The following is a 24123-nucleotide window of genomic DNA, read 5'->3' on the forward strand; positions in this document are numbered from 1 at the left end:
ACTTTTCGCACAGGTGGTGGAGAATTGGGGACACTCGGAAGCCGTCCTGTGGACAGTTGTGGATATTTGTGGACAACCCATTGTCGTCTCGGCTCGTTCGTGACGAGGCGATCGCCGTCGCGACCTGCACCCCGACGTACGACCCCTTGTCTCGACACCAAGCCGCAAAGTTCGCGCTGACCAGCGGACCTTCTGACCGAGCGACACCCCATCAGCCCCGCCCCTCGATCCCCATGGGCACACGGAAGGCGGGTCCGGACGACGTCGCCCGGCCAAGCTTTCTCCACAGGCGTTGTCCCCAGGCGTGGACAACTTACATGCGCGTAGTTCGATTCCCCACCGGGCTCGTGTTTCGAATCGGCTTCGGCCCCATGAGCGCGTCGAAGCCTTCGACATTCCACAACACTTAGGACACGTGTTCGACTTGTGCACATCGTTGTGCACACCTGTGGATAACTTTCTCCACCGCCTGTGGGGTTCGCCGTGCGTTCGGCACTCCCGACCCCACACCTCGTGGGTCACGGGGCCGGGTCCGCCCCGGAGCGACGGGTGAGCCAGAGCGCGCCAGCAAGCGCCAGACCCCAGAGCAGGAACAGGGGATCCCAGAGAATGGCGTGCCCCCATTGCGCCGGCCGATTCGACGTCGACGGGCCCATGACGATCCCGATCCAGCCGCCGACCGCCCCCAGAGCGCCCCACCCGATCAGCGCGATGGCGCCGATCCAGGAGACGGCACGGACCCATCGATGCGGAGGACGGCGGAGGTGGTCGACCCACGGGATCAAGGCGGCGGCCGCCTTGCCCAAACCGACAAGACCGAGCATCCAACGGAAGCCGGCATCGCCGTCCCGGTGCATGCGGACCGCAAAGTCCCCGACGGTTTCCAGGAGCAAGGACCCGCCGAGCGCCCAGTACAGGCTCGCCGCAGCATGACAGAGCCCAAGAACCATCGCCACGGCAAGCAGGCGCTGACCATCCGATCTCTTCATGTCTCGAGCCTATTGACCCATTTCGGTTCGAGCCAGGGGTCCATCCAGACAGCACGGTGCTTTCATCCAGCGAGGCCCCAGCAGCTGTCTCGCTTCTCATTCAAAACACGACAGCGAATTCCGAATTTCGCGTGTCCCTCAAAATTTTGGTTAGACTCGCTGACCGGCTCGCACAACATTTGACTCCAATCACATTGAGGAACACGTTATGAGTAAGTCATTCACTTTCAGCGCCGCTACTGCCTTGGCGAGCGTGCTCGTTCTCGGCGGTGCCGCGGCAGCCAATGCCCACGGGTACATCGGCAATTCCGAATCGGATGTGACCGCTCGTGCGGCCATGAGTTCGAACACCGATTTGGGCGCGGTCCAGTACGAGCCGCAGTCCATTGAGGCACCGAAGGGGTTCAGCCTGGATCCCTCGACTGGTGGCCCGGAGGACGGACACCTGGCCTCCGGGGGTACGGATCTCGCCAAGAACCTGGACGAGCAGTCCTCCGACAGGTGGGACAAGAACGAGGTCCAGGCCGGCCAGGAACTCAACCTGGGTTGGGAGTACACGGCCAAGCACCCCACGGCCAAGTGGCACTACTACATCACCAAGAACGGCTGGGACCAGAACTCCCCGCTGACTCGCGATGAGCTGCAGCCGCTGTCCGAGGTCGACGGCGATGGTTCGCTTCCCACTGACGGGACCGCGGACCAGATGAAATTGCCCGACGACCACAAGGGATATCACGTGATCTACGCCGTGTGGGATATCGAGGATACTTCCAACGCGTTTTACAACACCGTCGATGTGAATATCAACGACTGATATTTTCTGACATTCGGTCGCGTTGTTTCCTGTCCGGTGTCGACGAGGACTTCGGTCGTCGTCGGCACCGGCGGGGCTCACCCGGCGACGGCGGGCAGGTGAGCGCGCACAATTCTCGACCCCCTGGTCAATGCCACGAGACCCATAAAAATTCGGGCTTTGATCCCGATCCCGCGCGGCACCGGAGCGCCGCGGAAATAGTGACCCGATTCGAGGAGCTTCGCGCCGACGCCCCACCTTTCCACCTCGGCCTCAGGGTCATCGACCCAGTAGACCATTCTGGCCGAACTTCCCGCTTTCTCCAGTTGACGCTGCGAGTGCTTGAGCCCGTCCTTGCTGGAACAGTCGAAGCCGACGTCGACACCCCCAAACGCGGCCTGCAGACCGTCCATCAGACGGGCGACTCGATCGTGCGACAGGTAGTGCAGGACTCCACAGGCGATGACGAGAACCGGTTTGCCCGCCGTTTCCACACGCTCCATCCACGAGTTCTCTGACAAATCCGCGGCCACTGTGCACAATCTCGGGTCCTCCTGAAGATATTCCCCACGCAGGCGCGCGACGGACGGGAAATCGACCGCGTACCAGGATCGTGCTTTCTGTCCAGCCCGCCAGAACGTGGTGTCGAGACCTGCACCGAGTTCGAGAACCACCCCGTCGGGGTTCCGCTCCAGGAAGTCGCGGACCATGCGGTCGAACGCATGGGAACGGACGACATAGCAGAAGTCCCCGAACCTCTCCGCATTCGTGCTCGCACGCACCTTCACGCCGAGATCATGCAAGAGTCGGTCGCCCGCGGGATCCGGAAGAACCTCGGGGAAACGCTGCGCCGCTCGTGCCCGTCCCAACAACGGGACCAGCAACGTCCCCTCGACGTTACTGTCGCTCAGTCCTTCGAGTTCCGGAAGAATAAGGTCCGGCGTCGAACGATTCATGGGCTCCCCTCAGAGATGGTGCGCTTGAAGGCCCTGCCCGCCGCTCGGCACGCAGTCCGATGAGGGAATCAGAGGCTCTGTACGACGCAGTATAAAGGCACATGAGACTCATGAGCATGTGTTGTCCACAGCTCAACCAGAAGCCGGACACATCGTTCCATGCACAGTTCGCATTCGTCGTCCATGGTGTGGGGTCCTCCCCTACTATCGACGTATGAGCACTTTGAGCGACCAATTGAGCAGTCTGCCGTCCTTCCCCAAGAACCTCCCGATCCTCGACCCTGCGACGGTTCCCCAGGACCCGGAGCAGTTGTTCCAGGAGTGGTTCCAGGATGCGATCGCATCAGGCAATCGGCAGCCCCATGCGATGACGTTCACGACGATCCAACATGGGGACACCCCCGTCGGTCGTACCCTCATCGTCAAGGACATCGACGAACGCGGCTTCCATTTCTCGACGCACCGGACCTCCCGCAAGGGGGAACAACTCGAGAAGAACCCGCGCGCCTCCATGGTCTTCTTCTGGCGGGAGTCCGGGCGACAGGTTAGGGTCACGGGCAACGTGGTCGCCCTCAGCGGCGAGGAATCAGAGCGCGATTGGGAAAAGCGCCCCAGCTACACGGGCGAGCCGAACCCGGAGTGGCAGCTCTATTCTCTGGAACCCACGGAATACGAGTTCATGCAGGCCCGCGAAGACCGCAACCATACGAGGGTCGAATACGTTCGCGAATCCTCCGGATGGGAGAACCACCTGGTCACGACCCCGGCCGGCTGACCCTGCCATGATGGAGACATGAATGAGACGCCACACGAGAACGCGGCGGAACTGAGAATCAGGCCCTCACAAGGACCCACGGACTACGCTCCACTCGCCGCAATCTGGCGAAGCGCGGTCACAGCGACCCACGATTTCCTGGCCGAAACTGACCGCGAAGAGATCGAATCCACGTTGGAATCCGATGACTTCCCCGCCGTTTGGCTCGATGTCGCCGAGTTGGACGGTCGGCAGGTGGGGTTCTCCGGCGTCCTCAACGGCAACCTGGAGATGCTGTTCATGGACGCCGGCCGACGCGGCGTCGGCATCGGCACGAAGCTTCTGACCCACGCGATCGAAGAGCATGAGGTCCGGACCGTCGATGTGAACGAACAGAATGCCCAAGCGGTTGAGTTCTATATGCGTCGCGGTTTTCAGGTGGTCGGACGCAGCGAAACCGACGACGCCGGGCGCCCGTACCCGCTATTGCATCTCAGCCTGAGCTGAAGCCGGGGGGGGCTGAGGCAGAAGGGCTGAGGCAGATGGCCTGAGGCGGCGGGCGGCGACGGCAAGCGGCGACGGCAGGCGGCGACGGCAGGCCGGCAGGAGCAGGCGGGCGGCGGCAGCAGGCCGGCAGCGCACCCAGCGCGTCCGACGAACCCGCACGAGGTGGCAATTTCGGGCCAATTCCCGCACGAGGTGGCAATTTCGGGCCAATTCCCGCACGAGGTGGCAATTTCGGGACGAAAAAGCCCGTTATCGGTCCCAAAATTGCCACCTCGACGCGAAAGACGCACGGGATTGCCACCTCGACGCCAAAGGCCGCACGGGATTGACGCCTCGGCGCCAAAGGCCGCACGAAACTGCCACCTCGACGCCAGAGGCCGCACAAAACTGCCACCTCAACCCCGAAAGCGACCCCGTAGGCCGCACCGCGCCACACACCGTGCGGAAGCCCGGTTGTCAGGCCAGGATGCCCCAGCCTCGGCGGTCGTCGAGGCCGCCGGCGATCGCGAATCGGCCGGGTCCGAGGAGGAAGACGGCCAGGGACGCGAGTCCGAGCACCAGAACGGATTCGTACCCGCCGTTCGAGGCGAAGAAACCTTGGGAACCGTGCACAAAGTAGATGGCCCCGAGCATGTCGAGGGCAAGCACCAGGCCGGCGAGCCGGGACAACAGGCCGACGATCAGCGCGATTCCGCCGACCAGCTCGGCGTATGCGGCCACCGTGGCTGCGAGCTCGGCCGAGGGAACGCCCATTTGCCGGAAATTCTCCGCGGTCCCGGCCAGGGTCCATTCGTTGAACTTCTGCAAACCGTGCATCAGGAACACAACGCCCAAGCCGACTCTCAGGAGCAACAGGCCGAGGGGCGCGGACAGCGTCGAATTCTGTGGGTAACTCATATCTCGAACACTCTACCTGTCAGCGGTACACCGTCGAGGCCGGGCGTCACAGTCACAACCCCTTGTCCGAGACCCAGTCCTTGGCGGCCTGCACGGTCGATGCCTTCTCGTCGCCACTGACCCGGTCGTTCAGACGAATCAGATCCTGGGTGGTCAGCGTCTTCGACACCTTGCTGATCACGTCCTGGGCCGCCTGGGGAACCTGGTCCTTTCGGATCAGGGCAATGGCCTGCTGGGCCAGGAAGTTGTTCTTGGGGTCCTCCAGAACCACCAGATCGTTCTTTTCGATCGCCGGCGTCGTGGTGAAGATGTCCGCGACCTGCACTTGGTCGTCCAGAAGAGCCTTCACCGTGAGGGGGCCGCCCGAATCGTTGATGGGCGAGAACTTCGCGGGAACGCACCCGTACTTGGCTTCGAGCCCCGGCAGGCCGTAGGCCCGTTCCTGAAACTCCGGCGGCCCGGCAAGCTTGAGGTCCGAACAGACCTTGCCGAGGTCCTCGAGCGACTCGAGCCCGTACTTTTTCGCCACGTCCTTCGTGACCACCAGTGCGTCCTTGTCCTCGGCCGGGGACGGTTCCAGCACTTGGAGTCCTTTCGGGACCACCTTGGCGAGGGCGGACATGATATCTTCGGCGGTGCTCTCGGTCGCCGACTTGTCGAAGTACTGGAGGAGGTTGCCCGAATAGTCGGGCACCACGCTGACACTGCCCTGTTTGACGGCGCCGATATAGGCCTCACGGGCGCCGATCGCGGGCTGGCTCTCGGCCTTGTGCCCGGCGTTCTGGAGGGCCGCGGTATAGATTTCGGCGATGATCTGGGACTCCACGAAGTCCGCGGAGCCGACCACGATGGTGCCCTTGCCCTTGGACGGTCCCAGGGCGTTCTTCCCCGACAGGCCGCAACCGGTCAGCCCCAGGACCGACGCCGCCGCGGCGAGACCGAGTACCTCCCGGCGCGACGCGTTCCTCGATACAGGATTCATCACGATTCCTCCTTGACCAGGCCGGGAGAAGTGAGCATGCGCTGCACGAGAGCCAGGATCCCGTCCAGTGCAAGGGCCAGGACCGCGGCGAGCAGCATCGAGGCGACCATCCGCGAATAGTCCCGGACGGCGAGGCCGTCGATCAGGAACCTGCCGAGACCGCCCAGGTCGATGTAGGCCATGACCGTCACCGTGGCCACGATCTGGAGGGCAGCATTGCGGATCCCGCCGAACAGGACGGGGACCGCATTGGGTATCTCGACCGTGAAGAGGATCTGCCACTCCTTCATGCCCTGGGCGCGGGCGGCGTCGACCACGGCAGGATCCACCGCGGCGACACCCGCGTACGCGTTGGCGAGCAAGGGGGCCACGGCCAGAATCACCAGGGCCAGAACGGGCGCGGTCAGGCCGATACCGATCCAGAGAGCGAACAGGGTCAGCAGGCCCAACGTGGGAAGGGAGCGCAGAGCGCCCGTCAGCCCGATCACCACGTTTCCGCCCCGGCGCGTGTGCCCGAGCCACAGCCCGATGGGGACGGCGACGACCACGGAAATGCCCAGAACCATGCCCGTGTATCCCAGGTGCTCGGCGAGGCGGATCCATATTCCGCCCGAACCGCCCCAGGACGCCGGGTCCGTGAACCAGTTCCACGTTTGTTCGACGACGTTCATGACCTCACCTGCCAACGCGTTGCGACGGCCGCGGCCAGAGCGACCAGGCGATCCAGGACGACGGCGATCAGCGCGATCAGCACGATTCCGACGATGATCTCGGTCGTGAAGTCGCGCCGGAGTCCGTCGGTGAAGAGCGTGCCGAGGGACTGGATCCCAATCACCGCGCCCACCGAGACCATGGAAATATTCGATACCAGAGCCACGCGCAGCCCCGCGGCCATCACCGGAACGGACAGCGGCAACTCGACCGCCCAGAACCGGCGAGCCGGTCGGTACCCGACGGCCGTGGCGGCGTCGAGCACGGCGGCGTCGACGGACTCGAAGGCATCCACGCAGGAGCGGACCATCATCGCGATCACGTACAGGCTCAGCGCAATGATCACGTTGGTCAGCGAGGTAATGGCCGTGCCGAGGACCAGGGGCAGGAGCACGAACAGGGCCAGGGAAGGGATCGTGTAGAGCAGGGCCGCCGCATTGACCACGGTTCCCCGCCGCGCCTTGCCGGCTCGTGCGCGTGACGCACCGCCGGCGCCCTCCGCGCCACGGGACCGGCGCACCGCGGCGAAACGAGCGACCGGTATCGAGACAACGGTTCCGATGACCACGGGAAGCACGGACTGCAACAGGTGCAGCCACGTCAGCTCCCCCACGTAGGACAGGTTGTGGAAGAGCCAGGTCACAGGCCCACCCCGTATCTGCTCTTGCGCTCCCTGGCGGCGGCGTCCATGACGTCGTCGGAGGACAGCAGGCCGAGTGCTCGGCCGTCGTCATCCACCGCGACGCCCCAGCCGGACGGGGAAGAGAGCACGGAATCCAAGGCGTCGCGCAGGCTCCCGCCTTGGGGGAACAGGCTTCCACCGACCATGGTTCGATCGTCGATGCTCCATCCGGCGGGTCGGCCGGCGTCGTCGAGGGCCAGGCGCCAATCGCCCCACGGCCGGTCCTCCGCATCCAGGGGGCGGATCGGGACCTCGCCCGCGGAGGCAAAAGTGAGGCGGCGCGTTCCGCGGTCGTGGCCGACGAATGAGGCCACGAAGTCGTCGGCCGGCTCGCGCAGAATCTCCTCGGGGCTTCCGAACTGCGCAACACGGCCGCCCTCGGCGAAGACCGCGACGCGCTGGCCCAAGGTCACGGCCTCATCGATGTCGTGGGTCACGAACACGATGGTCCGCTCCAGGATCTCGTGGAGCCGGATGAGCTCGCGCTGCAGGTCCGCCCTCACCACGGGGTCAACGGCGGAAAACGGCTCATCCATGAGCAGCACGGGGGAATCCGCGGCCAGGGCGCGGGCGACGCCGACGCGCTGCGCCTGTCCCCCGGACAATTGGGCGGGATAGCGCTTCGCCAGCCCGCGGTCCAGACCGACCGTGTCCATCAGTTCGAGGGCCCGGGACCGCCCGTCACGCTTCGACACCCCGTTCAGTCTCGGCACGGTCGCAATATTGTCGGCGACCGTGCGATGAGGCATCAGACCGGATTCCTGCATCACGTACCCCATGGACCGGCGCAGTTCGTGGGCCGGAGTGTCCTTGTTGTCCTCGCCCTGAATGAGAATCCGTCCGCGGGTGGGTTCCACCATGCGGTTGATCATGCGCAACGACGTCGTCTTCCCGCAGCCGGAGGGCCCCACGAAGACCGTGATGAGACCGTCCGGAATCGCGAGATCGAGGTTCTCCACCGCAGTGGAGGACTCGAACTCCTTGGAGACTCCGATGAACTCGATCGCGTCCGTTTTTCCTAGTGGCATGGTGGTTCCTTCGGTTCAGACTGCTTTGTGCGATCCTACGCCAGGCCTTCGCGGAGAGTTGCCCAACTCACCCGGAAACGACGTCATACTTTGGGTTCGGGCGCCGAGAGGATAGCTTACGAATCACAGGAACCCGCCGGGCCCGCAGGAGGTCGAGTGTCTGCCGCGTCGATGCCGAAGTACCGCGCCGTCGAGCGGCAATTGCGCGCCCGAGTCGCTGAGCTCGAGGACGGGACCCTGCTCCCCACGGAAGCCCGCATGTGCGAGGAATACGACGTCTCGCGCATCACGCTGCGGCGGGCCATCGAGGAAATTGCCCGCGACGGACTCGTGACCCGACATCGCGGCCACGGCACCAAGGTCAGCCGACCGTCCCCGACGACCACGGAGAACCACGTCGAACAGGGCGAGCACTTCGACAGCCGATTCACCGGCTTCTTCGGTCAACTGACGGGTTTCGGGCACCGCGTGCACTCGGACATTCTGGAGTTCGGCCTTGTCCGCGCCAATACTTCCGTTGCGGGCGCCCTCCGGGTGGACCGCCACTCCGAGGTGCTCCACATGTCCCGACGCCGCTACGTGGACGGCAATGTCCACCAGCTCTCGCGCACGTGGTTCGGCCCGGACCGCTTCCCGGGGATCGAGACCGAGGACTTCTCCGAGCAGTCCCTCTACGGCTGCCTCGAGGAGAAATACGGCGTCAGCATCGCCCAGCAGGACCTGAGCGTCTCGCTCCGCGTGCCGTCCCGGGACGAGGCCTGGACGCTCGGGATCACCGACAGGCAACCGCGCCTGTCCTTGCAGATCACGGCCTGCTCTTCGGACGGGGAGCCGTTCCTGTACGGCGAATCGGTCTTCGTCTCGACCGACGCCCACATCTACTTCACGGCCGGAGGAAACCGACCCGAGAACCCCTGACGGGCCAGCCCCGTCTCAGATCTCGCTAGGCCCTGGGGCCCGTTCCCTGCGCCAATTGCGCCGCGACGATCGAAGAAGGCTTGCCACCGAGCAGCGCTTCGCCGATCGCGGCGAGCTGGCTGACCTGGCGCTTGTTGAGGCGGTTGAAGACCGCGGCGCGCACTTGTCTGACATGGCCGGGCGCGGCGGCGACGACGGCGTCGTGCCCGCTCGGCAACAAATGGCAGATGCTGACGCGGCGGTCGGTTTCCGAGGTCGTGCGCTCGACGTAGGCGTCTTCCTCGAGACGTTTCACCACGCGGGAGAGCCTTGCCAGGCGCGTGTTGGTCTGCGACGAAAGTTCGGTCATCGTGAGCCGACGTTCGGGAGCCTCGGAGAGCATCGCGAGGACCATGTACTCGACGAAGCCCATGCCCGAGTCGCGTTGGAGCTGGTTCTCGAGCTGGCCCGGAAGTTGGAACATGATCGCCGAAAGACTCAGCCAGGCTTCACGCTCTTCTTGCGTCAGCCACTGCGGCTCGCACGGGGCTTGGGGCGCGTGGGACACCGGACGACCTTCCACTCGACGATCTTGCTCCCTGCTCGATCAACGATCCGCAGGTCATGCCATTATGCCCCACTCGCTCGCCCGTTCCCGTCCCATCCGGCTCGGGGATCCACGTTCTGACATGGGAGGACTCGACTCCGTCCCGTGACGGAGGACGCACCTCGTGGCGGCGTCCTTCGCCTATACTGGGTCATTCAGGTGTGCCGGGAAGTCTGGTCGGCAGGTCGCGGAGTGCGCGGCCTTGTTCCCTGGATCGAGATTGATGATCCTCGACCCTTGTCGGAGACTCTCATGCAGCACCGCGCCGCACACCGCCTCACGTCACTGCTTCGCCAGGAATCCACGGGCGGGGTGATCCTCCTCTGCGCAACGCTTCTGGCCGTCGTCCTGGCCAACAGCGGCGCCTCGCCCTGGTACTTCGCGATCCGAGACCACCACCTCGGCTTCACCATCGGTTCCCTGGACCTCGACCTGTCGATCGGTCACTGGGCCGCGGACGGCCTTCTGGCCGTGTTCTTCTTCATCGTCGGGCTGGAGCTCAAGAAAGAGTTCGTGGTCGGGGAGCTCCGCAACCCCGGGACCTCGGTGGTTCCCATGGCCGCCGCGGCAGGCGGCGTCGCGCTCCCGGCCATCATCTTCTCCGCGATCAACGCGGGAGGCCCGGCCATCGGCGGTTGGGCGGTTCCGACGGCGACCGACATCGCGTTCGCCGTCGCCGTGCTCGCCGTCGTCGGGCGGAACCTCCCCACGGCCCTGCGGACCTTCCTGCTGACCCTGGCCGTGGTGGACGATCTCATCGCGATCACGATCATCGCGATCTTCTACACCTCCGACCTGAACCTCGGTTTCCTGGCCCTCGCCGCGTTGCCGCTCGCGGCCTACGCGTTCGTCGCCTACCGGGGCGAGAAGGTTCTGCACCTGCGGCCCGAAGCCGCGTGGCTCATCCTCTTGCCCCTCGGCGTGTTGACGTGGGCTTTCTTCCTCGGTTCGGGGATTCACGCGACGATCGCCGGCGTCCTGCTGGGCTTCTGCGTGCCCGTCCGGCGGGGATCCCGCACGCCCGACGACGCCAGTGCAGGCCTCTCCGAAGTCTTGGAGCACCGCATCCGACCGCTCTCCGCGGGGCTGTGCGTCCCCGTGTTCGCGTTCTTCTCGGCGGGTGTGGCGGTCGGAGGCTGGAGCGGGTTCGTGGAGTCCGTGAGCAGCCCCGCCGCCCTCGGGATTCTCCTCGGCCTCGTGGTCGGCAAGTGCCTCGGGATCACGGGGGCCACCTGGCTCGTCACGCGCCTGCGCGGGCCGAGGCTGGATCCGACCATCGCGTGGCCCGACGTCGTCGGGGTCTCGCTCGTCGCCGGCATCGGATTCACGGTCTCGCTCCTGATCGCCGAGCTGAGTTTTGCGGGAGACCCGTCCCTGGACGGATCGGCCAAGGTCGCGATCCTCACCGGGTCCACCCTGGCCGCTCTCGCCGGAGGTTCGTTCCTTGCCCTGAGGAGCAAACGCCGGGCCCGATGGGAAATGCACAGTGAGGACGGTACCGCCCGGTAACTCGGAGCGCGCTCTATGATTCAATCCACAGCATTTGTAGACTGTCCGGACGATTCCCGACTGGGCGGAATGTCGCCGACGAAAGGCAGGAATGGGTTTTTTCGACCTCACAGGATGGGGATTCCTGATCGGAATTCTCGTGGTCACCATCGTCGTCTTCGTCCTCGGTGTACTCCTCCTGCCGCGCATGTCGGCTCCTGGTCCCCTGAAGTATTTGGCTCAGGCCGTCGCCTTCGTCGTGGTCTCCGCGCTGGTCCTCGTGACCGCGACCGCGTGGCTCAACCGGGACAACAACTGGTACACCTCGTGGGACGATCTCTTCAACAGCGGAGACGTGGCCGCCATGAACTCCAGCAAGGTCTTCGGCCAGAAAGTGGCCAAAGTTGCCCACGCCAAGAAAATCACCGGTGACGCCACGGACAAGCAGCGCGACCCCGCCTCCAATCCCGCTTTCAAGGACAAGATCAAAGAAGGCGAATCGAACAGCACGTACTTTTCTGTCAAAGTTCCGGGGAAAGCAAGTGGACAGAGCTATGACGTCACGGTGTGGTTGCCCGCTTCGTATCTGAAGAATCCGGAGAGTTTCTACCCGGTGATCATGGGTTTCAGCGGTTTTCCCGGATCCCCGGACACCTACTCCAAGTCCATCGACTACGGCCAGTTGATCGAGGACGCGGTCAAGCACAACAAGATGCGGGAAGCCATCTTCGTGGTTCCCGCCGTGTACCCGGGTGGTTACGACAGCGAATGCGTGGACGGGACCCGCTCCCAGTCCGGCGGGAAGACGCCCAAGGTCGAAACCTACGTGACCCAGGACGTCGTGCCGTGGGTCAAGGACAACTTCAGGGTCTCGGACGACCCCCACGCGTGGGCCCTCACCGGGTACAGTGCCGGTGGTTGGTGCTCCGCCATGCTGAGCATGAGACATCCCGATCTCTTTGCCTCGGGGTTGGTCCAGTCCGGCTACTTCGAGCCGATCTACAGTGACAACCAGCATTGGAATGCACAGGACGATCCGCGGTACGACCTGGAGAAGATGGCCTCGAACAAGCCCCCGGACACGAACCTCCACTATTTTTCGAGCAAGGACGACACCCTGTCCTGGCCCTCCCTGAACCAGTTCAAGGACAAGGTGAGCCGCCCGACGTCGTTGACGGTCGATTCGGTCGACACCGGTGGGCACCGCCAGGACGTCTGGGAGCCGGGGATGGCCAAGAGCCTGACCTGGCTGGGCCGCACCAGCCCATTTTTCGCGCCGTTGACCTGAATCCAGAGGGAAAGTACTCGTGAAGACTCATAGCACCGGCAGCCGCTCCGCCACCTACTACCTGCCCGGAAAACAACCGGGCCGTCGCATGGCGGCGCTCGTCACCTGGGTTTACGCCCTCGCGGTTCTGGTCAATGCGGCGTTGCTGATCACCCGACCCTCGCGTCACGGGGCCGTCGAGTTCTTGTTCGGGCTGCTCAACGTCCCGGTCGAGCGCAGCCTGATCATGCTGGTGATTTCGGCGCTCGTGTTCTGGGCGTTGCTGCGCCGCAAGAGGGCCGGCCTGTGGGCGGCCATGATCTTCCAGCTGGGCGGGCTGGCGTCGGGGATCCTGACTACCGTGGCCTTCGACGCCGTGTCCGCGCCGCCCGAGATCATCGCGGCCAACCCGCTGCTCCACCCGGCCTGGGACATCGTCGCCGGCGTGCTGGGCATCGTGTTCTTCATCCTGCTTTACAGGTCCCGCCGGGAGTTCCCGGCCCGCATCAGACCGATCTCCTACGGCGCGGGACTTCTGGTCGTGGCGGCCGGATTCGTGCTCGCGCTGGTGGTGGCATGGGTCTTCCTCCCGTTCCACGCCATGGGGGACCTCTGGGCCCTCCTCCTGAGGGCCTGGGGCAGCACCTCGCCGGCGGTCATGTCCCATCTGCACAACATCCATCGGTGGCACGTCCAGACCATCTCCACCGTGTACGGTCTGACCGCGATCGCCGCCGTCTGGGTGATTCTCCGTTCCAAGAGGGCGATCCATTCCTGGACCGGCGAGCGGGAACTGCACCTGCGCGAGTTGCTCCACGAGTACGGGCACCAGGATTCGCTGTCCTACTTCGCGACCCGCCGCGAGAAGTCGATGGTCTTCTCCGACGACGGCCGCGCGGCCGTCACGTACCGCGTCTTCGGATCGGTCTCATTGGCCTCGGGCGACCCGGTGGGCGACCGGAGCTCGTGGGAGAACGCCATCCTCAAGTGGAAGTCGGAAGCGCGGGAGTACGGCTGGATTCCCGCGGTCATCAGCGCGAGCCGCGACGGCGCCAGGGAATACACCAAAGTCGGCATGGCTGCTCTGGGGATGGGCGACGAGGCCATCCTCTACCCCGACCGGTTCTCGCTGAACAACACGTCCATGAACGAGGTCCGCCACAGCGTGCGACGCCTCGAGCGGGAAGAAGTCACCTACCGCATCCGGCGCCAGGCCGACTTCACTCGAGAGCAACTGGACCGGTTGGTCGGCCTCGCGGACGAGTGGCGGCATGGCAAGGTCGAACGCGGATTCTCGATGGCGCTCAACAGGATCGGTGATTCCGCGGATGCCCGGAACGTCTTCATCACCGCGGAGAACGCGGATGGCGAGCCGATCGGTTTTCTCTCCTTCGTCCCGTGGGGTTCGAACGGCTTGTCGCTCGACGTCATGCGTCGCTCGCCCCAGGCTCCGAACGGGACCACCGAGTTCATGATCGTCAAGATGATGGAGGAGGCCGAGGGGCTGGGTGTCAGCAGGGTTTCGCTGAACTTCGCGATGTTCCGCGAGACGTTCGCCCGTTCGGAAGAACTCGGGGCGAATCCGCTGACCCGTTTCGGATCCTCGGTTCTGGGCGTGCTGGACAGGTTCCTGCAGCTGGAGCGGCTCTACAAGTTCAACCAGAAATTCGCTCCGACCTGGGTTCCCCGTTTCATCTGCGTGGACTCGTACGTCTCGGTGGCGAATGTAGGCATGGCGTGCGGCGTCGCGGAAGGATTCCTGCCGGCCTGGATGGGCGGGAAGGTGTCCGCGGAACACACCCTCGGTCGGAACGAGCTGGAACGGCTCCGGGAGATCGAACGACGCCGGGTCGGTGCCGAGGATCTCGCCCCGAAGTGGTCGGACCAGACACGTCACCGCATCCGACATCTGGAAGAGATGCGGGAGGCCGGTGTCGAACCATTCCCGAAGGGCACCGGTGAAGGCATGACCGTGCGCGCCGTCGCTCCTCTGCTCGGGAGCGGAGAGGACGCCGTCGACGGAGGCGCACCGGGGGAGGCGTCACCCGCCGACGTCGCGGTCAACGGTCGCGTCCGGTCGATGAGGCGCCACGGCAAGGTCACGTTCCTGGACCTGCACGAGCACGGGACCACGATTCAGGTGGTGCTCGACGAATCCGTGTGCGGAACCGACACGGCCGCCCGGGTGCGGTGGATCGATTCGGGAGATTACGTGCTGGTCCGCGGCCACATCGGCTCCTCGCGCAACGGAACGCCGTCCCTGATCGCTCACTCGTGGGACATCACATCCAAGTGCCTGCACCCGATCCCCTACGATTCCTTCACGGACCCGGAGGCGCGGCTGCGCCGGCGGTCCATGGACCTGATCATCAACCCGGAGGAGTCGAAGCGGCTGCGCATCCGGTCGGCGACCATCCGGGCCATCCGCACCACGCTGGACGACCAGGGTTTCCTCGAGGTCGAGACGCCGATGCTCAACACGATCCACGGTGGGGCGAGCGCCCGGCCGTTCAAGACGTTCATCAATGCCTACGGCGTCGACCTGACCCTGCGCATCGCACCCGAGCTCTACCTCAAACGCTTGGTTGTCGGGGACATGGGTCCGGTCTACGAGTTGGGCCGCGATTTCCGCAACGAGGGCGCCGATTCGACCCACAACCCCGAGTTCACGGTCCTGGAGGCTTACCAGCCCTTTGCGGACTACACCGTGATGAGGGAGCTGACCGAGCGGATCCTCAAGAACGCGGCCCGCGCGGTCTTCGGTGAAGAGGTTCTCCCGCTGCGTCTGGGGGACGACCCCAAGGATCCTCGCCAGGAGGCCGTGCTGACCGACGTCTCCGGGCCCTGGCCGGTCGTGAGCGTGTGCGAGGCCCTGTCCCAGGCGGTCGGGCGGCCCATCGACCTCGACACCGATTTCGAGACGCTCATGGGTCTCGCCCGCGACCACGAGATCCACGTCCGGGACGACATGGGGCCGGGAGCGGTCATCGAGGAGCTCTACGGCGAACTCGTCGAGGCGAAGACCTCCAGGCCCACGTTCTACAAGGACTTCCCCGTCGAGACCTCTCCCCTGGCCGGCCCCCACCGTGAGGACTCGCGCTTCGCCGAACGCTGGGACCTGGTGATCAACGGGACCGAGATGGGCACCGCCTACTCCGAGATGGCCGACGCGATCGAACAGCGACGCCGCCTGACCGAGCAGTCCCTCAAGGCGGCGGCGGGCGACGTCGAGGCCATGCAGATCGATGAGGACTTCCTCGACGCCCTGGAGACCGGGCTGCCGCCCACGGGCGGGCTCGGGATCGGCATCGACCGGCTGATCATGATGCTCACCGGCTCGCCGATTCGTGGCGTCCTGGCCTTCCCGTTCGTTCGCCCCGGGGCGACGCCGAGGCTCAAGTCCGCGCCTCGCAGCGTCAAGGGGCCGGATTCCGCGTCGCTCGAATGAACCCGGTCCAGTTCCTTGCCGCCTCCTCGGGTCTGGGCGTCGGCGGATTCGACCCTGCCCCGGCGCTGATCGCCGCGGTATTCATGGCCGCGCGCCCCAGCGAGACACCGGAACAGGCCCGGGGTGTCCGCCGCGACGTCCTCTTGTTCGGCACGGTGCTCATCGGAGGAACCGCGCTCTGGGGCGTGGGGCTGTCCCTCCTGGTCGGGGAGCGTCTTGCGAGCGTCCCCTGGCACGGGCTCCTGCGCGCCGGCGGGTGGGCGGCCGGCGTCGAGCTCCTTCTCGCGATCGCCGGATTCTGCGCGGCCGGCCACAAATGGGTGCACCGCAACGACCCGCCGCGGGAGGAGAAGGCGCGCAACAGGGCGGGGCTCATGCTCGTGGCCCTGGGATTCGTGGCGATCGTGACCGCCGACGTGCCGTTCATCGTCACGATCGGCCTTTCCTCGCACCAACCCGTGTGGGTCGTGATCCCGGCGTTCATCGTCTGGGCCGTGGTTTCCCAGTTCCCACTGTTCGTGCTGTGCATCGCGGTGCTGTTCAACAAGCACCGGAAGGTCTCCCAGCTGATCGGCCGGGTCTGGGACTCGTTGCGCAGATGGGTTCGATGGGCGGTCCCGATCGGGCTGGCCTCGGTCAGCGTGCTCCTGCTGCTCGACGCCGCGCGCTTCTTCCTCCTGGGACACTTCCTGATCGGGTGATTCGGCCTTCCGGGTCAGCTCCGACCATCCGCTGACGAGCGCCGGTGTGCCTCAGCGATCCGGAGCAGCTCGAGGTATCCCTGGACGTCCCAGGCGGTCCGCCCCACGAACAGCCCTCCCACGTGGTCGAGCGACAGGAGCTGCGCGGCGTTGTCCACCGTGACGGAACCGCCGTACAGGAGCGCTTCCACCCGGTGGTCGTATTCGTTTCCCAGGGCGGCGAAGGCTTCGACGAGCTCCTCGGTGCGGGGAGGCCGGCCGGCGTCGCCGATGGCCCACATCGGCTCGTAGGCGATCAGGACCTTCCCCAGCTCGGGTTCGGTCAGGCCGTCGAGCGCGCCGTGCGCCTGTTCGAGAATGTATTCCGCTGACCGTCCGGCGGCCTTGATGTCCTCGGGTTCCCCAATGCACAGCAAGGGCCGCATCCCGTGCCGGATCGCTGCCTCGACCTTCCACCGGGTGGTCTCGATCGTCTCCCCGAAATGCGTCCGCCGTTCGGAGTGCCCGATTTCCACGATGGAGGCCCCGGCGTCCTTGACCTGAGGAACGGAGATCTCCCCCGTCCAGGCCCCGGAGTCCTCCCAATGAGCGTTCTGGGCGCCGACGAGGACGGGAGACCGACCGCCGAGGGACTGGGCGACCGGAGAGATCGCGGTGAAAGAAGGGATGACGAAGGGCTGCACCCTCTCGAGGACATCCTCGGACAGGTTCTCCGTGAGCGTGTCTGCCCACGCGCGGGCGTCTGCCCCCAGCTTGTTCATTTTCCAGCTGGTCCCGATCCACAGGCGTTTCGGCGTCGTCCCTCCGGTCGTCGCACTCGATCCGCGTGGGGGCATGACTGAACTCCTTCCGACCACGTCCGGTTTCCGGGTCTCTCCCACGGTTCGGCTGCTCTGCCTCGGGCAACGCTGGCGGCCCCGCAGTCCTCTCACGATCCTATAGGAAGATGCATTGGTCAGTGAAGGGTTTTGACGTCGACTCTCCTGTCGATTCGCGTCAGGACGGGCTCCAGGGCCAGTCACCCCGGCGTCATACCCCCTCAAATTATTCGCCGGGATGGTTGACACAGGTCACGTCGGACATAAATCCTATAGGAATACTCAACTCGAAGGAGAGCCGCATGTTCACAGCCGAGTCCTGGCCGATCGCCGCCAACATGTTGTCGTTCGGTGCCACCGCGCCCGATGGGGGCCACATCAAAGATGCGCCCGCCACGGTCTGGGCCGCGCAGATGCGCGAAGCCCGGGAGCTCGGAATCACGCAGATCGACCCGACCGACGCGTGGGTTCCCCTGGCACGGCTGAGCGACGAACGGGTCGAGGAGTTCCGGCGCACCCTCGAGGGCGAGGGCCTCTCGATCCCTTCGATCTCGATGACTCGGAGCTCGGTGGTCGACCGCGACAAGGGGGAGCAGTTCCTGGCCGAGGCCCATCGCCTCCTCGACCTGGCTCCGAGCTTCGGGGCCAGCATCGTGAACGTCGGTTTCATGCAGGCCCTGACGCCGGAGCAGGCCGACGCCGTCTGGTTCTGGCTCGAGAACGGCCATCACGACGACCCCGCGCTCCGTGACCTCGCCATCGAACGCATCCGGGAACTCGGCGATCACGCCCAGTCGGTGGGGGTCGGGCTGAGCCTCGAAATGTACGAGGACACCTACATCGGGACCCCCGATGACGCGGTGGCCTTCCTGGACGACGTCGACCACGACGCCGTCGGGCTGAACCCTGACCTCGGCAACCTGGTTCGTCTCCACCGACCGATGCCCCACCCCGACGACATGTACGAGACGGTCCTGCCCCGGTCGAATTTCTGGCACATCAAGAACTATTCACGGGACTTCGACCCACGCACCGGGGCGTACACCTCCGCACCGATGCCGCTCAAATACGGCTACATCAACTATCGGCGAATCATCCGTCGAGCCATCGAGTCCGGCTACACGGGCCCGTTCTGCTGCGAGCACTACGGTTCCGACTCGCTGGGTGTGATCGCGGAGAACATCCAGTACATCCGCCAGGTCCTGGCTTCGGCCCTGGACTGACCCTCCCCACGACCGTCTCACTGCGTTCCCCCTTCCCAGACCCATGCAAAGGAGCATTCATGTCCACGACCCCCTTCCCCTCCGAGCGCACAGCGGTGGTCACCGGCGCGGGGGCACCGCGCGGCATCGGACGGCACGTGGCCCGAGCCCTCGCCGCGTCCGGATGGAACGTGGCCGTTCTCGATATCGACGAATCCGCGGTCACCGGTTTCGCATCCGAGTTGGCGGAGGAGAGCGGCCGCACCGTCGTCGGGATCGGGGTGGACATCGCGGACAAGGAATCGGTCGAGCGGGCCTTCGCCACGATCGACGCCGAGCTGCCGCCCGTCCTCGCCGAGGTCAACCTGGCGGGAATCCCCGGGCCACAGGAATTCTTCGACCTCACCTCGGAGAACTTCACCCGCATCATGGACGCCAACGCGAAGGGCACCCTCTTCATGATGCAGGCGGCGGCTTCCCGCATGATCGAGGCGGGCACCGGCGGCCGGATCGTGAACACGTCCTCCATCACCGCCTACGACGGCGGGGGAACTTTCTCCAAGACCGGCTATGCGGCCGCGAAGGCCGCGGTTCTGGGGCTGACCCGCGGCGGCGCCCGCGAACTGGGGAAACACGGCATCACCTGCAACTCCATCGTGCCCGGCCCCATCGATACGGACATCATGGGCGGGACCCTCACGGAGGAACGCAAGACCGGGATGTCCGCCGACATCCCCCTGGAACGGGTCGGCCAACCGCAAGAGGTTGCCGGACTGATCAAGTTCCTGGTCAGCGAGGATTCCAGCTTCGTCAACGGTGACGCCGTCTTCGTCGACGGCGGAAAACACATGGTCTGACCTCCCCGGCTCCCTCAGCAAGGAGAACGAAATCATGACAATGACGTCATCCCCGGGCAACGACCCCCGGATCCAATCCGCGACCGAGCGGCGGTCCCTCACCCACGAGGTCGAATCGGCGACGCGCAAGGCCAGCTGGCGCCTGCTTCCGTTCCTGATGCTGATGTTCGTGGTGGCCTTCATCGACCGGACGAACATCGGTTTCGCGGAAGAGGCCCTGGAAATCCACGCCGGAATTTCGACCACGGCCTACGCGCTCGGCGCCGGGCTGTTCTTCATCGGCTACGCCGTGTTCGAGGTCCCCTCGAACCTCATCATGTACAAGGTCGGGGCCCGCTGGTGGATGGCCCGCATCATGGTCACCTGGGGGATCGTGGCCGCGCTGTTCATGTTCACCAGCGGTCCCGTGATGTTCTACGTTCTCCGGTTCCTGCTCGGCGTGGCCGAAGCCGGGTTCTTCCCAGGAGTCATCTACTATCTGACCTGTTGGTTCCCCCGGCGTCGTCGTGGGCAGGCCACCTCGCTGTTCTACTTGGGTCTCCCGATCGCCAACATTGTCGGTTCGCCGCTCTCGGGCGCCCTGCTCGAGCTCGATGGATTGTTCGGGCTCCGAGGGTTCCAGTGGATGTTCTTGCTGGAAGGCCTGCTCGCGGTCGCCATCGGTTGCGTGGCGTTCCTGTGCCTGCCCGACCGGCCGGCCCGAGCCGGCTGGTTGTCCCGGGCCGAGCGCGAGGGTCTGGAGAATGCCCTGGCCGCCGAGGCGGAGGTCAAGGAGCAGACGCACCGAATGCGCTGGTGGAAGGCGCTGCTGAACGGCCGAGTGCTGTATTTCGCGCTGATCTACCTGACGATCCAGGTCGCCGTGTACGGGCTGACTTTCTTCCTGCCGCGCCAGGTCTCGCAGATCACGGGCCAGGAGATCGGTTTCGTCGTCGGACTCCTGGTCGCCATCCCGTGGCTCACCGCCCTCGTCTCGGCGGCCTTCGTGGGACGCTACGCCGACAAACGGGCCGCCTACCGGCGAACCACCACGTTCATGCTCGCCCTGTCCGGCGTCGGCCTGAGCGCCAGCGCCTTCCTGCACCAACCGGTCCTGACGATGATCGCACTGTGCGCCGCGGCCATCGGGTTCGTCTCGGCGCAGCCCATTTTCTGGAACATCCCCACCGGTTATCTTTCGGGCGCGGCCCTGGCGGCCGGCGTCGGGCTGATCAACGGGCTGGGAAATCTGGGCGGTTTCATCGCCCCGAACCTGCGGTCGTGGGTCACCGAGACCTTCGGAAGCGAAGCGGCCGGCCTCGTGATGCTCGCGCTGGCCCCGTTCCTGGGAGCGATCCTCGTCGCAGGGACGGCCGTGCTGGAACGCCGCGACCGGACCGAGCAGCCTTCAACCCCATCCGCCTGATTCCCCTTCCACGAAAGGATTCACCATGTCCACAGACCCCGTTTCGACCATCCGCACCGTCACCGTCGTCGGCGCAGGCTACATGGGCGGAGGCATCGCGCAGGTCCTCGCCATGGCGGGGTTGCCCGTCAGGATCGCCGACGTCAGCGTCGAGGCCGCCGACGCCGCCCTGGAACGCATCCTGGGCGAGGCGCGCGCCTCGGAGGACCAGGGCCTCGTGCCCGCCGGAAGCGCCGACGCCGTCGCCTCCCACCTCACGGCGGGTCGGACCATCGAGGAGGCCGTCGCCGAGGCCGACTTCATCGAGGAAGCCGTCTTCGAGGTACCCGATGTCAAGCACGAGGTTCTCGGACGGATCTCGGCGGCCGCGCGACCGGAGGCGATCATCGGGACCAATACCTCGACGATCCCGGTGCGCGTGCTCGCGCCCGCCGTCTCCCACCCGGAGCGCTTCCTGACAGTCCACTTCTCCAACCCGATGCCTTTCATCCCCGGCGTCGAACTCGTGGCGGGAGACGCGACAACCCAGGGCGCGATCGACGCCGTCAAGGACCTCCTGGCACGTGCCGACTGCGAGGGTGCGCAGGTCGCGGACACTCCCGGCATGGTGCTCAATCGGCTCCAGTATGCGTTGTTGAAGGAAGCGACCTCGGTGGTCGAGGAGGGGGTCGCGACCGTCGACGACGTCGACACGATCGTTCGCACCACCTTCGGCTTCCGTCTCGGCTTCTTCGGACCTTTCGCGATCGCGGATCAGGCGGGCCTCGACGTGTACGCCAATTGTTTCTCGACGTTCGAGGAAGCGTACGGCGAGCGCCTCGCCACCCCGCAGTTGCTCAAGGACGCGGCTGCCGAGGACCGCAAGGGCCTCAAGAACGGCAAGGGCTTGGTCGAGGACTACGACGACGAAACTCGCGCGGAGCTGATCGCCTACCGCAACAAGGCCTACGCCAGGATGCGGGACGTGCTGCGGGAGGTCGGCCCCGCGCCGCGCGGCACTCGCCGTGGCCAGGACTGACCCGCACCGGACGGCCTCCGGGCCGCCCGGCCGCTATGGACTCGAGGAGTCACCATGAATTCTGTTGTTCCCGTTGACGAACAGGCCCTGATCAAGAAGATCACCTGGCACATCGTCCCGTTCGTGATGGTCCTGTACATCATCGCCTACATCGACCGGTCGGTCATTGGCTATGCCAAGCTCCAGATGTCGGCCGACATCGGGCTGAGCGACTCCGCCTTCGGTCTGGGCGCCGGCCTGTTCTTCCTGGCGTATTTCCTCTTCGAGGTTCCGTCGAATTACGTGCTGCCCAAGGTCGGACCGCGCATCTGGTTCGCGCGAATCCTGTTCACCTGGGGCCTGATCACGGCGCTGACCGCGCTCACGACGTCGAGCGGCGTGTTCTACGTGCTCCGTTTCCTCCTCGGCGTGGCCGAAGCAGGGTTCTATCCCGGGGTCCTCTACTATCTGACCTTCTGGTTCCCCCAGCGCCACCGCACGCGGGCGACCGGTACCTTCGTCCTCGCGGCCCCGATCGCGTTCCTGGTCATGAGCCCGCTCGCGGGCACGATCCTCGGTCTGGACTGGTTCGGTCTGCGAGGGTGGCATTGGCTCTTCGTCCTCTCGGGAGCGGCGGCCATGGTCGCTGCGGTACCGACCCTGATATGGCTTCGGGACGCCCCTCGCAAGGCACCGTGGCTGACGTCTCGGGAGGCCGACTGGCTCGAGAACGAGCTGGAGCAGGACCGCGAGCGCTTCGGCCAGCAGTCCCATGACAATCCTCTCAAGGCGTTGGGGTCACGGTACGTCTGGGTCTTCGCGGTGCTGTTCTTCCCCTCGACCGTGGGGATCTATGGTCTGAGCTTCTGGATGCCGACGGTCGTGAGTTCCTTCAGCGGTTCGGATGCGAACACCGGGTGGCTTTCGGCGGTCCCCTATCTGTTCGGGGTCATCGGCATCTTCGTCACGTCGCGCCTCGCTTCGAAGCTGCGGGAGAACTGGGTGCCTCTCATCCTGATCTACCTGGGCAGTGCCGTGGGCATCTTTTGGGCCGGGTTCTCCGGTTCGGGCACAGTGCAGTTGGCGGCCATGTCCGTGGCGGCCTTTTTCCTCTATTCGGTCGCGGGGGTCTTCTGGGCCCTGCCGACCCGTTACTTGGCGGGTGCCACGGCGGCCGTCGGCATCGCGTTCGTCAATTCTTTCGGCAACATCGGTGGCTTCGTGGGGCCCTATGTGGTCGGGGCCGTTTCGGACGCGACCGGGAACGCCGCGAACGGGATGCATTTCCTGGGCATCGTGCTGGTTCTGGGCGCCGTCGGCTCCTTCGTCGGGATGCGCGCCTGGGCGGGGAAAAACCCGGAGGGGCCGTCGGCCGAGCCGAAGGGCGACGCCACGCGCGTCCTCTAGTATCTGGAAAGCGGCCAACTCGATCGGACAGGAGACGCCATGAGCAGCAAGCGCCAGGCCCTGCGCGCGGACGTGCAGGAGGAGATCCAGAATCGACTCATGCAGGGCGACTGGCGCCCGGGGGCCCGGTTGAGCATCGATGGTCTCGCCAGGGATTTGGATGTCTCCCCGACGCCGGTGCGCGAGGCTCTGGCCGCTCTCGAGCGTTCGGAACTCATCACGTACCAGCCGCTCAAGGGTTTCGTGGTGGCTCCCCCGTTGACCGCGGAACAGATCGGGGAGCTCATCGATGCCCGCCTGGTGGTCGAGCTCGCGGCGTTCACCCGGGCCTTCGGGACCTGGCATGCGCTGCTCGACGATCTGCGCGAGGCCTACGCCGAGCACGCGCGGATCGCCGCACAGATCGCGGGCGAGCCCAAACCGGACTACGCGCTCTTCCACGCGTATTTCGAGGCCGACAACGCCTTCCACGAAGCCTTTTTCCGCCACGCGGGCAACCACTACCTGGCTTCGATGCGCGATGTGCTGAACGCTCACGGCCACCGCATGCGCCAGACCTGGTCGGAAGGCCCGGAACGGATCGACGCCGCCGATGCCCTGGCCGAGCACGCGGAGATCCTCGCCAGGGTCGAAGAGCACAATCACGACGGCGCCCAGGCCGCCCTGCGCCGCCACCTGGAAGGGGTCCGCGAGCGCTCGGGCGGGGCGGCGTCGCTCCCGGGGGCCTGAC

At 65.5% G+C, this 24123-nt stretch carries 23 protein-coding genes; 14 read left to right on the forward strand and 9 right to left on the reverse strand.

Going from position 1 to position 24123, the window contains the following annotated elements:
• Window positions 1-518: 518 nt before the first annotated feature.
• Window positions 519-989, reverse strand: a complete 471-nt coding sequence (locus ACTSLZ_RS00995; protein ID WP_443095413.1) for a DUF3995 domain-containing protein — start codon at window positions 987-989, stop codon at window positions 519-521.
• 208 nt (window positions 990-1197) lie between these two features.
• Here ACTSLZ_RS00995 and ACTSLZ_RS01000 point away from each other — a divergent pair, with 208 nt between their 5' ends.
• A complete protein-coding gene (locus tag ACTSLZ_RS01000) occupies window positions 1198-1803 on the forward strand; it encodes a lytic polysaccharide monooxygenase (protein ID WP_443095414.1) in 606 nt (201 codons plus the stop codon).
• A 77-nt stretch (window positions 1804-1880) separates the two neighbouring features.
• On the opposite strand, the gene ACTSLZ_RS01005 is transcribed toward ACTSLZ_RS01000, so the two are convergent.
• Window positions 1881-2738, reverse strand: coding sequence for a class I SAM-dependent methyltransferase (locus tag ACTSLZ_RS01005; protein WP_443095415.1), 858 nt, complete (start codon window positions 2736-2738; stop codon window positions 1881-1883).
• Window positions 2739-2952: 214 nt separating this feature from the next.
• On the opposite strand from ACTSLZ_RS01005, the gene ACTSLZ_RS01010 reads away from it, so the two are divergent.
• Together ACTSLZ_RS01010 and ACTSLZ_RS01015 are read left to right on the forward strand one after the other, a co-directional pair.
• Window positions 2953-3513, forward strand: a complete 561-nt coding sequence (locus tag ACTSLZ_RS01010; RefSeq protein WP_178980461.1) for a pyridoxamine 5'-phosphate oxidase family protein — start codon at window positions 2953-2955, stop codon at window positions 3511-3513.
• 18 nt (window positions 3514-3531) lie between these two features.
• Window positions 3532-3999: an acetyltransferase gene (locus tag ACTSLZ_RS01015; RefSeq protein ID WP_443095416.1), complete on the forward strand. Its 468-nt coding sequence runs from the start codon at window positions 3532-3534 to the stop codon at window positions 3997-3999.
• Window positions 4000-4455: 456 nt separating this feature from the next.
• Here the strand turns inward: ACTSLZ_RS01015 and ACTSLZ_RS01020 are convergent, their stop codons facing one another.
• From ACTSLZ_RS01020 to ACTSLZ_RS01040, 5 genes are read right to left on the reverse strand one after another with little or no spacing between them, the layout of a single operon-like run.
• Window positions 4456-4896, reverse strand: a complete 441-nt coding sequence (locus tag ACTSLZ_RS01020; protein ID WP_129315604.1) for a DoxX family protein — start codon at window positions 4894-4896, stop codon at window positions 4456-4458.
• 52 nt (window positions 4897-4948) lie between these two features.
• Entirely contained in the window at window positions 4949-5878 is a 930-nt protein-coding gene (locus tag ACTSLZ_RS01025; RefSeq protein WP_443095417.1) for an ABC transporter substrate-binding protein, read from the reverse strand.
• The gene (locus ACTSLZ_RS01030) at window positions 5878-6549 is read right to left on the reverse strand and encodes an ABC transporter permease (protein WP_129315605.1); all 672 of its coding nucleotides are present in this window, start codon (window positions 6547-6549) and stop codon (window positions 5878-5880) included. Before ACTSLZ_RS01030 ends, ACTSLZ_RS01025 begins: the two co-directional genes overlap by 1 nt.
• Entirely contained in the window at window positions 6546-7232 is a 687-nt protein-coding gene (locus ACTSLZ_RS01035) for an ABC transporter permease (RefSeq protein WP_443095418.1), read from the reverse strand. Before ACTSLZ_RS01035 ends, ACTSLZ_RS01030 begins: the two co-directional genes overlap by 4 nt.
• On the reverse strand, window positions 7229-8299 hold the full coding sequence (locus tag ACTSLZ_RS01040) for an ABC transporter ATP-binding protein (RefSeq protein WP_443095419.1): 1071 nt from the start codon (window positions 8297-8299) through the stop codon (window positions 7229-7231). The genes ACTSLZ_RS01035 and ACTSLZ_RS01040 overlap by 4 nt, the downstream gene beginning before the upstream one ends.
• Window positions 8300-8455: 156 nt before the next feature.
• On the opposite strand from ACTSLZ_RS01040, the gene ACTSLZ_RS01045 reads away from it, so the two are divergent.
• On the forward strand, window positions 8456-9217 hold the full coding sequence (locus tag ACTSLZ_RS01045) for a GntR family transcriptional regulator (protein WP_443095420.1): 762 nt from the start codon (window positions 8456-8458) through the stop codon (window positions 9215-9217).
• Window positions 9218-9242: 25 nt separating this feature from the next.
• On the opposite strand, the gene ACTSLZ_RS01050 is transcribed toward ACTSLZ_RS01045, so the two are convergent.
• Window positions 9243-9764 carry a MarR family winged helix-turn-helix transcriptional regulator gene (locus tag ACTSLZ_RS01050; protein ID WP_238692380.1) on the reverse strand — a complete coding sequence of 174 codons (522 nt, stop codon included), beginning with the start codon at window positions 9762-9764 and terminating at the stop codon, window positions 9243-9245.
• 144 nt (window positions 9765-9908) lie between these two features.
• On the opposite strand from ACTSLZ_RS01050, the gene nhaA reads away from it, so the two are divergent.
• The 4 genes from nhaA (at window position 9909) to ACTSLZ_RS01070 (ending at window position 16707) form a co-directional block, all read left to right on the forward strand.
• Window positions 9909-11312, forward strand: coding sequence for a Na+/H+ antiporter NhaA (gene nhaA / locus ACTSLZ_RS01055; RefSeq protein ID WP_443095421.1), 1404 nt, complete (start codon window positions 9909-9911; stop codon window positions 11310-11312).
• Between the two features lie 91 nt (window positions 11313-11403).
• Window positions 11404-12579: an alpha/beta hydrolase gene (locus ACTSLZ_RS01060; RefSeq protein ID WP_178980466.1), complete on the forward strand. Its 1176-nt coding sequence runs from the start codon at window positions 11404-11406 to the stop codon at window positions 12577-12579.
• A 19-nt stretch (window positions 12580-12598) separates the two neighbouring features.
• On the forward strand, window positions 12599-16006 hold the full coding sequence (lysX, locus tag ACTSLZ_RS01065) for a bifunctional lysylphosphatidylglycerol synthetase/lysine--tRNA ligase LysX (protein ID WP_443095422.1): 3408 nt from the start codon (window positions 12599-12601) through the stop codon (window positions 16004-16006).
• On the forward strand, window positions 16003-16707 hold the full coding sequence (locus ACTSLZ_RS01070) for a hypothetical protein (protein WP_178980467.1): 705 nt from the start codon (window positions 16003-16005) through the stop codon (window positions 16705-16707). The genes lysX and ACTSLZ_RS01070 overlap by 4 nt, the downstream gene beginning before the upstream one ends.
• A 14-nt stretch (window positions 16708-16721) precedes the next feature.
• Here the strand turns inward: ACTSLZ_RS01070 and ACTSLZ_RS01075 are convergent, their stop codons facing one another.
• A complete protein-coding gene (locus tag ACTSLZ_RS01075) occupies window positions 16722-17543 on the reverse strand; it encodes a triose-phosphate isomerase (RefSeq protein WP_443095423.1) in 822 nt (273 codons plus the stop codon).
• A gap of 284 nt (window positions 17544-17827) precedes the next feature.
• Here ACTSLZ_RS01075 and ACTSLZ_RS01080 point away from each other — a divergent pair, with 284 nt between their 5' ends.
• The 6 genes from ACTSLZ_RS01080 to ACTSLZ_RS01105 are packed head-to-tail and all read left to right on the forward strand — an operon-like array spanning window position 17828 to window position 24122.
• Complete coding sequence (locus ACTSLZ_RS01080) at window positions 17828-18748, forward strand: sugar phosphate isomerase/epimerase family protein (protein WP_443095424.1); 921 nt, start codon at window positions 17828-17830, stop codon at window positions 18746-18748.
• A 59-nt stretch (window positions 18749-18807) separates the two neighbouring features.
• Window positions 18808-19584, forward strand: coding sequence for an SDR family NAD(P)-dependent oxidoreductase (locus ACTSLZ_RS01085; protein WP_443095425.1), 777 nt, complete (start codon window positions 18808-18810; stop codon window positions 19582-19584).
• 34 nt (window positions 19585-19618) lie between these two features.
• Entirely contained in the window at window positions 19619-20989 is a 1371-nt protein-coding gene (locus tag ACTSLZ_RS01090) for an MFS transporter (RefSeq protein ID WP_443095426.1), read from the forward strand.
• Window positions 20990-21014: 25 nt separating this feature from the next.
• A complete protein-coding gene (locus ACTSLZ_RS01095) occupies window positions 21015-22007 on the forward strand; it encodes a 3-hydroxyacyl-CoA dehydrogenase family protein (RefSeq protein ID WP_178980470.1) in 993 nt (330 codons plus the stop codon).
• Between the two features lie 54 nt (window positions 22008-22061).
• Complete coding sequence (locus tag ACTSLZ_RS01100; protein ID WP_129315615.1) at window positions 22062-23393, forward strand: MFS transporter; 1332 nt, start codon at window positions 22062-22064, stop codon at window positions 23391-23393.
• A gap of 39 nt (window positions 23394-23432) precedes the next feature.
• Complete coding sequence (locus tag ACTSLZ_RS01105; protein WP_443095427.1) at window positions 23433-24122, forward strand: GntR family transcriptional regulator; 690 nt, start codon at window positions 23433-23435, stop codon at window positions 24120-24122.
• Window position 24123: the final 1 nt, after the last annotated feature.

The sequence above is a fragment of the Rothia koreensis genome (assembly GCF_052232265.1).
Lineage (GTDB): Bacteria > Actinomycetota > Actinomycetes > Actinomycetales > Micrococcaceae > Rothia > Rothia koreensis.

Bases quoted from the DNA above. Each gene is read 5' to 3' on its own strand.
- ACTSLZ_RS01025 (WP_443095417.1), bottom strand. From the start codon at position 5,878: ATGAATCCTGTATCGAGGAACGCGTCGCGCCGGGAGGTACTCGGTCTC.
- ACTSLZ_RS01000 (WP_443095414.1), top strand. From the start codon at position 1,198: ATGAGTAAGTCATTCACTTTCAGCGCCGCTACTGCCTTGGCGAGCGTG.
- ACTSLZ_RS01020 (WP_129315604.1), bottom strand. From the start codon at position 4,896: ATGAGTTACCCACAGAATTCGACGCTGTCCGCGCCCCTCGGCCTGTTG.
- ACTSLZ_RS01085 (WP_443095425.1), top strand. From the start codon at position 18,808: ATGTCCACGACCCCCTTCCCCTCCGAGCGCACAGCGGTGGTCACCGGC.
- ACTSLZ_RS00995 (WP_443095413.1), bottom strand. From the start codon at position 989: ATGAAGAGATCGGATGGTCAGCGCCTGCTTGCCGTGGCGATGGTTCTT.
- ACTSLZ_RS01080 (WP_443095424.1), top strand. From the start codon at position 17,828: ATGTTCACAGCCGAGTCCTGGCCGATCGCCGCCAACATGTTGTCGTTC.
- ACTSLZ_RS01040 (WP_443095419.1), bottom strand. From the start codon at position 8,299: ATGCCACTAGGAAAAACGGACGCGATCGAGTTCATCGGAGTCTCCAAG.
- ACTSLZ_RS01075 (WP_443095423.1), bottom strand. From the start codon at position 17,543: ATGCCCCCACGCGGATCGAGTGCGACGACCGGAGGGACGACGCCGAAA.
- ACTSLZ_RS01030 (WP_129315605.1), bottom strand. From the start codon at position 6,549: ATGAACGTCGTCGAACAAACGTGGAACTGGTTCACGGACCCGGCGTCC.
- ACTSLZ_RS01005 (WP_443095415.1), bottom strand. From the start codon at position 2,738: ATGAATCGTTCGACGCCGGACCTTATTCTTCCGGAACTCGAAGGACTG.
- ACTSLZ_RS01010 (WP_178980461.1), top strand. From the start codon at position 2,953: ATGAGCACTTTGAGCGACCAATTGAGCAGTCTGCCGTCCTTCCCCAAG.
- ACTSLZ_RS01015 (WP_443095416.1), top strand. From the start codon at position 3,532: ATGAATGAGACGCCACACGAGAACGCGGCGGAACTGAGAATCAGGCCC.
- ACTSLZ_RS01095 (WP_178980470.1), top strand. From the start codon at position 21,015: ATGTCCACAGACCCCGTTTCGACCATCCGCACCGTCACCGTCGTCGGC.
- ACTSLZ_RS01070 (WP_178980467.1), top strand. From the start codon at position 16,003: ATGAACCCGGTCCAGTTCCTTGCCGCCTCCTCGGGTCTGGGCGTCGGC.
- ACTSLZ_RS01100 (WP_129315615.1), top strand. From the start codon at position 22,062: ATGAATTCTGTTGTTCCCGTTGACGAACAGGCCCTGATCAAGAAGATC.
- ACTSLZ_RS01105 (WP_443095427.1), top strand. From the start codon at position 23,433: ATGAGCAGCAAGCGCCAGGCCCTGCGCGCGGACGTGCAGGAGGAGATC.
- ACTSLZ_RS01090 (WP_443095426.1), top strand. From the start codon at position 19,619: ATGACAATGACGTCATCCCCGGGCAACGACCCCCGGATCCAATCCGCG.
- ACTSLZ_RS01060 (WP_178980466.1), top strand. From the start codon at position 11,404: ATGGGTTTTTTCGACCTCACAGGATGGGGATTCCTGATCGGAATTCTC.